Raw genomic sequence first — 4662 nt, 5'->3', positions numbered from 1 at the left:
GAGGCCATCGTGTGGAAAGTACGCTAAACAACGTTTAGCATGAACAGTAGAAGAACGTCTGGGTAGCGTGATCTTGCCTGAGGGCAAGCCGCTGTTTCTTTGTTGAACAACGGCAAGCAGCACGGAAGTTAGCGGATGAAATATCCGCTAACGCGCCAATATGCCTGTTCACGCGAAAGTACGACGGTTTCAACCGCGTTGGGTTTGTTAGCGAAACGCGTCTGGAACTGAATGATCTGATAGTCACCCGCTGGCGCGCCCGGCAGCGTTTTTGTCTGCATCACGCTTTGGAAAGTGCGTGATGACGGGCGTCCCAACGGTTGTCGTACAGACTGGATCGTAGTGGCCCACTGCGCCGGGGTGATCTTTGCCTTGAACAGTGTGCCTGCGGCTTGCCAGCTTGCATCCCACTGCCCTTCATCAAGCAATTCGACCCATTTGCGGGCATCGGCCGATGCCTTTGTTTCGGCAGGACGGGCAATGCTTGTCGAAATATTCTGGGCGGAAACCCGGGCGTCGTCCTGCCCGCTGATGGTCAAAAGCGCTGCGGCCGCAATGATAAGAGACATGATAAGCATTCCTCCGGTAAGCCACGCCAGGCGATGCCCCGACGATCGCGGCGGTGCTGGCTCTTTGGCTCTATCCACCGAAGAAGTTGCTTCGGCACCCCCAATTTCTTTGGGGCCGACATTATTGGGGGTGCCCCCATCCATCTCGGCGAGACGTCGGGCAGCTTCACGGCTGCTCGAAACGCCCAGCTTGCGCCGCGCATCGCGTAGGCGGTCATTTATTGTGTGCACCGACAGACCAAGCGTATTGGCGATGGATTTCGCGTCATGGCCGACCAGAAGCAGACGTAGAGCTTCTTTCTCGCGCGCGCTGAGAACCACTTGATCGTCTGTTGTCATGATACAGCCGATGGTGTCGGCCGCGCGACGCCAAGACGCTTCATCTCGCGATAGACAGTCGATCGCCCGATCCCGAGCTGACGCGCCGCTTCAGTCGGCGACACGCTCGCCGCGATAAGTTTTAGCGCCGCGCTGATCTTGTCGTTGTCGAGCGGCTGCCGCCCCGGCAGCCTGCCCTTTGCTCTCGCCGCTGCAATCCCGTCGCGTGTACGTTCTGAGATCAGTCGCCGCTCAAAATGCGCAATGGCGCCGAAGACGTGGAAGATCAGCTCTCCGGCTGCGGAGGAAGTGTCGATTTTCTCCTCCAGGCTGAGCAACGCTATTCCGCGTGAGCGGAGCATGGTCACCGTTGTCAGCAACTCTCCCAGTGAACGACCGAGGCGGTCGAGCCGCACAACCGCAAGCGTATCGCCCTTGCGTGCGTATTCCAGCAGCTCGTCCAGTCCTGGTCGCTCCATGCTCTTGCCCGACATCACATCGGTGAACACACGGATCGTACCGGCTTCTTCCAATCGCATACGCTGCCCGGCCACATCCTGATCACCGGTACTGACACGCGCGTATCCCAGAATGCCGCCCATGGCACCGTCTCCCAAACGACCGTTCTGTGGACACTGAGTGAATGACCATTCCGGATCGACAATATCCGTCCACATAATGCGTCTCTTTACTCTCCGCTGTCCATAGCCGAGACTGACCTTTTGTGGACGGAATGACAGCGTGACCAGGCTCAAACATCACCTGCTGACAGCCCAGGAACGGGATCAGATGCTCGCCATCCCGACAGACCGGGACAGTCTGGTCCGCCTTTACACTTTCGAGCCATCGGATCTGGATATCATCGGTTCCCGGCGCAGGCGACGCACCCAGATGGGCGTTGCCGTGCAACTGGCGTTACTCAGGCACCCGGGAACAACACTGGCTCAGTTTGTGCAGGACGTCGGATCGACGCCATCCGCGTTGGTCGCCTTCGTGGCAGACCAACTTGAGCTTTCCGGCAGCGACCTCGCCGATTACGCCGCGCGGGAGCAGACGATGACCGATCATGCCCGCGATCTGATGACGATCCTTGGCCTGCGCGCGCCCCAGAGAGTCGATATCCCGTTCATGATCGAGGCTGCGGCAAACGCAGCCTGGGCCACGGACAGCGGCATCGTAATCGTCCGGGCCGTGATGGACGCGCTACGCCATGCCAAAATCGCACTCCCTTCGATTTCAACCATCGAACGCGCCAGCATTGCGGGACGGGCGCGGGCCCGACGGAAGACCGCGCAGGCGTTAACGCAGGGCCTCACAGGCGATCAGGTCACGGCGCTGGATCGGCTTTTCGCCACAACGCCTGAAGGGAGCATCAGCCAACTTGCCTCGCTCAAGACCATACCGGTTGCCGTCAAGCCGGATCACATCAAGCGCATTCTGGAATTGTTGAGACAGGTTCGACAGATCGGGATTGATCCCGTCGTCGCCAAGCGCATTCACATCGACCGCTTTCACCAATACGTCCGGGAAGGCCGGATATCTCCGGCCTCGATGATCGAGCGCTACACGCCATCACGCCGTTACGCCACGCTCGTCGCTTTCCTGATCGATGCCGAGGAACGTCTGACGGACAGCGCCCTGGACATGGCTGACAAGCTGGTCGGCAGCATCTTTACCCGGGCACGGAACACAAAGGCCCGCAGCTTTTCGGCAACGTCGAAGAACGTCGCACGCCTGATGCGCCTGTTTCAGGCGACCATCGATGCCTTGGCCGAGGCGGCCAGCGACGGCAGAGATCCCATGGAAACTCTGGATGCCACGGTCGGATGGGCGACCCTGTTGAAAGCAAGGTCAGAGGTTGGGGCGATCGCCAGGACTGCCGACCTCGATCCTCTGACAGCCGCTGCGGAGCGTTATATTACCCTTCGAAAATTCGCGCCCGATCTGCTGGAAACGCTGGAATTCCAGGCAGGAAGAGGAGGCGCCAAGACCCTGGCTGCGATCACGTTGTTGCGGAACCTCAACAGAGCAGGCAAACGCGATTTACCTGGCGACGCACCGATGCCGTTTCGCAAGGAATGGCAGAAGATCGTTATCGATCAGGATGACAAGCCCAACCGGCGTCTGTGGGAAATCGCGACGCTCGCGCATTTGCGCAACAAGCTGCGTTCCGGTGATGTGTGGATCGAGCGGTCGGCCAATTATCGTCGCTTCGACAGCTACATGCTCAGTACGGAGCAGGCAAAACCGTTCATTGCCGAACTTGACCTTCCCCTGTCGGCGGATGAATGGCTGGATCAGCGCGCTCGCGAATTGGATAAACGCCTGAAGAAGTTTGCGCAAAGCCTGAAACGCGACGCTTTGCAAGGCGTACGATTCCGAGACGGGCACCTCCAGATATCGCCGATACGCGCAACAACGCCTCCCAAGGCGGAAGACCTGGCGCAACAGCTCAACGCCCTGATGCCGCCAATCCGCATCACGGAGCTGCTGCACGAGGTGGCGCAGGCCACCGGTTTTTTGAACGCCTTTACCAACCTGCGCACGGGCGAAGCCTGCCCCCACGAGAACGCGTTGCTTGCTGCCATTCTGGCGGACGCTACCAATCTGGGGCTGTCACGCATGGCTGCCGCGAGTCACGGCGTTACCCGTGATCAGCTCTTCTGGACCCACGACGCTTACGTCCGCGACGAAAATTACCGCAAGGCGCTGGCTATCCTCATCGACTCTCACCATCGTCTGCCATTTTCCCGCATCTGGGGTGAGGGTTCGAGTTCAAGCTCCGATGGACAGTTCTTTCGCGGGGCCAAGCGCGGTGCCTCAGGCGGAGACGTCAATGCCCGCTATGGCGTCGACCATGGGTTCAGCTTTTACACGCATGTGTCTGATCAGCGCGCCCCATACCATGTGAAGGTCATCTCGGCTGCGACACACGAAGCGCCATACGTGCTCGACGGCCTGACCAATCATGGAACGGGGCTTAAAATCACCGAGCATTATACCGACACGGGTGGTGCCACCGACCATGTCTTCGCGCTCTGCGCCCTGTTGGGTTTTCGCTTTTGCCCACGCCTGCGCGACTTTCCGGATAGACGCCTGGCGTCCATCGCACCGGCCAGTTCCTATCCCTCCATCAGCCCGCTGCTTGGCAAAACCATCCGCACCGACATCATTCGGGAACAATGGGAGGACGTGCTGCGGCTTGTCGGATCAATCAAGGCCGGGCATGTCGCGCCCTCCAGGATGTTGCGCAAGCTTGCTGCCTATGAGCGCCAGAATCGGCTCGACGTCGCACTCCAGGAAATCGGCAAGATCGAGCGCACTCTGTTCATGCTCGACTGGCTCGAAACCCCTGATCTGCGGCAGAGATGTCAGGCAGGGCTCAACAACAGCGAGCAGCGGCATGTGCTGACCCAGGCAATCCATACCTTCCGCCAGGGACGGATCATCGACCGCAGCCATGAAGCCCAGCAATACCGGGCGTCGGGCCTCAATCTCGTCATCGCGGCGATCGTCTACTGGAATACAGTCTATCTGCAAACCGCCGTCACACATCTGCGCTCAACATCGGCGGTCGTCCCGGAGGACCTGCTGGCGCATACTTCCCCGGTGGGATGGGAGCACATCGCCTTTTCCGGAGACTTCCTCTGGGACAAAGCCGCAGCTTCTGCGGGCCGCAAGACGCTCAATCTGTCGAAACAGGCTCGTGCCGCCTGATCGTTCCTTTATTGTTCATGCCAAACGTTGTTTAGCGTACCATCCACACGATGGCCTC

Annotated in this window: 3 protein-coding genes; 1 reads left to right on the top strand and 2 read right to left on the bottom strand. The window is 59.5% G+C overall.

The window, feature by feature from the left end; translation table 11 throughout:
- Positions 1-128: 128 nt before the first annotated feature.
- Complete coding sequence (locus OQZ28_RS17095) at positions 129-908, bottom strand: helix-turn-helix domain-containing protein (protein ID WP_035979553.1); 780 nt, start codon at positions 906-908, stop codon at positions 129-131.
- Complete coding sequence (locus OQZ28_RS17090; protein WP_010516174.1) at positions 905-1489, bottom strand: recombinase family protein; 585 nt, start codon at positions 1487-1489, stop codon at positions 905-907. Before OQZ28_RS17090 ends, OQZ28_RS17095 begins: the two co-directional genes overlap by 4 nt.
- 139 nt (positions 1490-1628) lie before the next feature.
- Between OQZ28_RS17090 and OQZ28_RS17085 the strand changes: the two genes are divergently transcribed.
- Positions 1629-4604, top strand: coding sequence for a Tn3 family transposase (locus OQZ28_RS17085; RefSeq protein ID WP_029605691.1), 2976 nt, complete (start codon positions 1629-1631; stop codon positions 4602-4604).
- The last annotated feature ends 58 nt before the right edge of the window (positions 4605-4662 follow it).

It is taken from the genome of Komagataeibacter sp. NFXK3, assembly GCF_054182245.1.
The sequence above is the reverse complement of the archived record's forward strand: the minus strand, read 5'-3'. Positions and strand labels throughout refer to the sequence as shown.